Source organism: Segetibacter sp., assembly GCF_025963695.1.
Lineage (GTDB): Bacteria > Bacteroidota > Bacteroidia > Chitinophagales > Chitinophagaceae > Segetibacter.
Map to the genome: position 1 here is coordinate 1 of NZ_JAOQAH010000080.1, position 5928 is coordinate 5928.

At 39.7% G+C, this 5928-nt stretch carries 4 protein-coding genes; 1 reads left to right on the forward strand and 3 read right to left on the reverse strand.

Annotated features, from left to right (window positions below):
- Positions 1-898: 898 nt before the first annotated feature.
- Positions 899-3361 (forward strand): outer membrane beta-barrel family protein, encoded by a 2463-nt coding sequence (locus tag JWR87_RS13515; RefSeq protein ID WP_297820949.1) that lies wholly within the window; start codon positions 899-901, stop codon positions 3359-3361.
- Positions 3362-4030: 669 nt separating this feature from the next.
- On the opposite strand, the gene JWR87_RS13520 is transcribed toward JWR87_RS13515, so the two are convergent.
- The 3 genes from JWR87_RS13520 to JWR87_RS13530 all read right to left on the reverse strand — a co-directional run.
- Positions 4031-4420 carry a type II toxin-antitoxin system death-on-curing family toxin gene (locus JWR87_RS13520; protein ID WP_297820951.1) on the reverse strand — a complete coding sequence of 130 codons (390 nt, stop codon included), beginning with the start codon at positions 4418-4420 and terminating at the stop codon, positions 4031-4033.
- On the reverse strand, positions 4417-4602 hold the full coding sequence (locus JWR87_RS13525) for a hypothetical protein (protein ID WP_297820953.1): 186 nt from the start codon (positions 4600-4602) through the stop codon (positions 4417-4419). Before JWR87_RS13525 ends, JWR87_RS13520 begins: the two co-directional genes overlap by 4 nt.
- 207 nt (positions 4603-4809) lie before the next feature.
- The coding region (locus JWR87_RS13530; RefSeq protein ID WP_297820955.1) for an OB-fold nucleic acid binding domain-containing protein at positions 4810-5928 on the reverse strand (1119 nt) is incomplete at its 5' end.

Genomic DNA, 5928 nt, shown 5'->3' on the forward strand with positions numbered 1-5928 from the left:
AATGGAAAAATATTTTCGATGGTCAAAGTATCAACCTGTAAAGAAGATTGTTTTTTATAACCCTTTTGATTAGAGTAACATCCTGTTAGGATAATTATACAGGTTAGTAATACGTGGCATGGGGAAATTCTCATTAAATTCTTTGTTGGCTCATTTTAAAATGCGTATCAAAAACTAAAATAAGCTTAATCTACTAATCAGGACCTTTTAAAGGATCACTTAAGATTTGCCAGTTTGTAACCCTTGTGCTTTTTCCTTCTTTTGTACCCATGTTGATGTTGCAGCCAGTGCCTTCAGTGGAACACCAACAAGGCCGCAAAAATAATTTAAGTTGTTTACTTCGGACGTAATCCGGCCACAGCTACCTCTTATGTTGCCTGGTCATTTTTTTAAAGAAAGCGTTTTGAACCGGCATTTCAATTTCTGTTTAACAGTCGTTGCGTCGCACTCTTGTGCGGTGGTAATTGCTTCGTCATTTAATGCCGGGGCACCCTCATGCTGCATTAATTTATTAAAATGCAAAGGCAGCCGGGGATAAGGGCATAAGAGGCGGGATGCCGTCGTTGGTGTTGTCATCCGCAACATCAGCGCGGGTAGTTCAGCTTTAATTATATACTCATCTATGCCTTAGCTACAGTTGCAAACGACAACACCACCGGCGAGGCTCGGAGAAACACTAACAAGGACAAAAAGCAATAGAACATATAAAAAAATTTTAATGCCAAGCGCTTGCATTAATTATTTTTTTACTTTAATTTTCCGTTCCCCAATTACTGCGACCCCCAGGTTAACCTGAACCACACTAGCAAAGAAATTTTTGAGCATATGCTCTAACCCCACTGCCAATAAAAATCTCGGTTCTACTGACTGCAACACCTTAATCATTAACTCTTCTGCTATGTCTTACAAATTCCATCCGTCTAAATCGAGCAACGATTATGTTTTTACACTACTGCTATTGGCCTCTTTTATAGGTTTTAATATAACGTCCTTTGCACAATCTAAAGTCGCCGGAAAGGTGTTTAAGGCGAACGGCGAGCCTTTGCCCAATGCCAACGTGTTATTACTAAATTTCAAAGATTCGTCCTTACTTAAGGGCGTGATTACAGAACAAACCGGTGGTTACCTTTTTTTAAATATTCCTTCGGGTAAATATTTCATTAAATCAACTTATACCGGTTTTACGCAGGAGTACACCTCTTCGTTTAATTTAAACAATGGTGATAAACAGCTAGACATAGCTCCTCTAAAACTTTCCGAGTCTGTTGAGAAACTGGAGGATGTAAATGTTTTAACGAAAAAGCCGCTTTTTGAGCAAAAAATGGACAGAATGGTGGTGAATGTTGCAAATAGCATTACTTCGGCCGGGAACACTGCACTCGAAGTTTTGCAGCGGTCTCCGGGCATTATTGTAGATATGCAGAACAACACTTTATCGATGAATGGCAAAAGCGGGGTAGTTGTTATGATTAACGGCAAAATAAACCGTATGCCCATTACGGCTGTAGTGCAAATGCTTGCGGCTATGAGCGCAAATAACATTGAGAAAATTGAATTGATCACAACGCCACCAGCAAATTTTGATGCTGAAGGAAATGGAGGGTATATAAATATTGTTCTTAAAGCTAATACGCAGTTTGGCACTAATGGTTCTTACTCAGCAACAGGGGGGTATAGCAGAGGAGAAATTACCGAAGGCACCTTCAACATAAATAACCGAAAAGGTAAAATAAATCTTTATGGCGATCTTTCTCTTTCCAGAATTCATTCACCCCAGCTTTTTTCTTTTTACAAGCAGGTTCTCAACCAATCAAACACAATAGAAACTTTTACTGAAAGTCGCAGAAATACGACACGTTTATATTACACTGGAAAAGCTGGAATTGATTATGAAGTTGGAAGAAAAACAGTTATTGGCGCTTTGATATCAGGGTATGATAACAGGTTTTCCATGAACTCAAATAATCTAAGCTCTGTTCTCGCTAATAAACGGCTGGATACTTCACTTACTATTTTAAATGAGGAAATCAATGACTGGTATAATTTATCCGGCAATCTGAACTTGCAACACACCATTTCGCCAACCGATAAAATTAATGTAAATCTTAACTACGACTATTACAAAGACAATAATCCTGTCAGCTACTTAAATTCGTATTTTAATGGTCTAGGTAACTTTCTATATAACGAAAATGTAAAAAGTAGCAAGATAACCCCTATAAAAGTTTGGGTAGCAGCAGGTGATTATTCAAGAAAATTATCAAAAAAAGTAAACCTGGAAGCCGGAATAAAAAGCACACTGTCAAAATTTTTGAATAATGTACAAATAGATAGGATGATGCAAAACAACTGGATCAAGGATGGTGCACTGTCAGCAAAATATGATCTGAAAGAAAGTATTCAAGCTGGATATACGACAATTAGTATAGCCGCCACCGACAAAACCAGTATAAAGATTGGTGCGAGATATGAATATACTAATTCCAATCTTGGTTCCGAAACCCGGAAAAACCTGGTTGACAGAAAATATGGCAATTTATTTCCTAGCTTGTTTATCTCTCATATTTTCAATGAAAATAATTTATCTAATTTTTCCTACAGCCGGCGAATTACACGACCTACTTTTAATGATATGGCTCCCTTTGTTATTTTTATGGATCCGTATACTTTCTTTTCAGGGAATCCTAGTTTACAACCTTCTATCACTGATGCTGTAAGCACCTCATATACTTATAAAAGAAAGGTTTTATCTCTTTCCTATAGTTATTCAGCAAACCCGATAACTAATTTTACTCCGAACGTTGATCCAGCAACTAATAAAGTCACAATGACGGCCGAAAATCAAAAAAATCAGAAGACTGCTTCAATATCTCTTTCCCTGCCTTTTCAGGTGTTTCCATTTTGGAACATGCAGAATAACATTACCGGAAACTGGAGCCAGTTGAATGGGTTTTACAATGGTTCGGATATTAAAATTGAGCAGAAATACTTTGATTTTTTCTCTACACAGAGCTTTAAACTTCCTCAGAATTTTTCTTTCGAGGTAAATGCCAACTATTTCTCCGGGGGGTTGTTTGGAATTTATACATTGACACCAGTGGGATCTGTTGATGTGGGACTGCAAAAAAAGTTTGAAAAGCAGAAATCTTCCCTGCGCATTAATGCTAACAATATATTCAACTCGCTCGCTTACAAACCCTCTGTCAATCTGCCACAGCAAAACTTAGTATTGAACGCAAGATTACAATTTGCTTATCCTTCTTTTAAACTTACCTATAGCAAAAACTTTGGAAGCGATAAGGTTAAGGGGAAAAGAAACCGCAGCACGGGAGCAGAAGAGGAAAGACGGCGGGTTCAGTAACCCCCCACACAACAACTAATATTTTTTCAGATGTTAGAACGATACCAAATATTTCTTTCGCTTCGTTGTTGCATGTTCGGCAAGATCATGGAGGAAGATAGCTGAATTAAATAATAAAACTACAAGTGTGCAACGTAACAATGCCTTATAGTAGCAATCCAACGGGCTGGCAAAAACAAAGGTTAAAGGTATAAGGTGAAAGGTTAAAGGTATAAGGCGAAAGGAAGCTTGTTGCAATACACCTTAGGCCCTCCACCTTACACCTTTCCTACGCCACCACCACCTGCACATCCCACGTTCGTATGCCCAGCACTAAAGGGAGAAGAAACAAGAAACGCTATAGTGTTACAACCGATACATCAATGTCTTTATTTTCATCTAACCAGCTTATTATCTCATCATTCATTGTAACCCATTTGCTGAGGTGTAAAGGCTCAAAGGAGTTTGATTTTATATCGCATTACGAAGGATAATGGCTAATGGAGGAGGCGGAACGCGGTTGTTTGTGTTGTCATCAACGACATGAGCGCGGGTAGTTTGGCTTTACTTCTATGCTTGTCTGTGCCTACACTACAGTTGCAGGCGGCAACACCTTGAAACGGCGAAAAAACAACTTCATCCGATGATAATTGAAACTACTTTTCTGGCTGCCGACACTCGCAACATTTGTTATATCTCCTTTATATTCTCCACCGTATTCTCCTTCAACCATTCCACAATCCTATCAAACGAGATGTTTCCAGTAGCGATGTCGATAATAAAATTGTATAGGTTATCAGGCGTAGCTGTAAATCGGTAACCAGTGCTCACTAATAAACTTACCATAGCCAACATACCGGTTCTTTTGTTGCCATCTACGAAAGGGTAATTTATAATTAAGCTTTCTCCAAGTGCTGCGGCTTTCTCAAAGATATTTTTATGGAGCTCCTCACCTCCAAAAGCCTGGAAAGGTTGTGCAATAGCAGCTTCTACTAAACCCAGGTCCCTTACTCCATGTGAACCACCGAAATCGATGATTGACTTGTTATGCAATTCTAAAATATCTTCTAAGAAAATCATTGTGCAAGTTTTTGCAGAACGCCCCCATACTGTGCTTTAATTGCGTTATAATTTTGACTTAGGTTTACGGGTTCCTCTTCAGCTGCACTTTCGAGTAGCTTCAAAACGTTTTGCAGCGTTTTTTTATTTGCCAAAGTCGTGATCTTATTGATCACTTCTAATTTCATTTCCGCTACACTCATATCTATAATTTTTCGCACTCAAATTTAACGATAAAATCGACCAACAGAATTAATGCCGTACAAGTGTGCGGCGCAAGAATGCTAAATAGTAGCAAAACAGCCGGCGACCAAAAACAAAGGTGTAAGGTTTAGGGTGAAAGGTGAAAGGTTTAAGGCGAAAGGTTTAAGGCGAAAGGAAGCTTGTTGCACCTCCACCTTACACCTTTCCTACGCCACCACCACCTGTACATCCACATCCTTATTCTCCTCCAGCCAATGCACAATCTCATCGTTCATTGTAACACCATTTGCCAGGGTGTAAAGGCTCAATTTCAAATTGTCTCTTGGCTCGATGATGTTGAACTTGATGGAGGTTTTGCCGGGATAGCTTTTTACATTTTTGTCGAAGAAATCAACAAAGTCGGAGTTGATGACTTTGGTAGGAACATCAAGAATCAGTTGCTTGGTGAAGCTGGCTTTAGTGATCTCGAGCAGGTTGATTGCAGTTACTTTAAACTCGTATTGGTCCTGGTTATAGCGGGTTTTGAATTCGCCCTGTACCAGCACGCTCTTGCCTTTTTCGAGGTAGTTCTGAAACTTTACATAATCGTCGCTCCACAACATGATCTCGACCTTGCCGCTGAAGTCTTCGATACATAACACACCAAAATTGCGGCCTGTTTTGGTTACACGGTGTTGCGAGTCTATTACAAGACCTGCTATTTTAAATGGCTTATTTTTTTTCGGTGATAGTTGCGGAGCTTCCTTTACTTCGGCAAACTCTGCGATAGGGGTGAAGCCGTAATGCTTCATTTCAAACTTATAATTGTCGAGCGGGTGACCACTCATGAACATGCCGGTGACGTCTTTTTCGTGATCGAGCAATTCGGTTAGTGGCCACGGCTCTACTTTAGGCAATTGAGGGATTGGAATATCCATTTGCACCATATCGCCAAACAGGCTGTTACTGGTACTTTGCGCCTGCGCCTGGTAGCGTTGACCGAACTGCACTATTACGTCGAGACCAGTGGTATTGGTGTCTTTAAGGCAACCGAAATATTGGGCACGATGGTATTCGGCAAAGCAATCAAACGCCCCGCTATAGGCTAGAGATTCTAAAGATTTTTTATTAGCAGCACGAAGGTTAACACGTTTGATCATGTCGAAGATGCTGATGTATGGTCCGTTTTTAGTTCTTTCTTCGAGGATGTATTCGATTGCGTTTTCACCTACGCCTTTTAGTCCCATAAAACCAAAACGGATCTCGCCTTTTTTGTTTACGGCAAAACCTTTTTGAGATTCGTTGATGTCTGGTCCGAGCACTTTTAATCCCATGCGCTTACACTC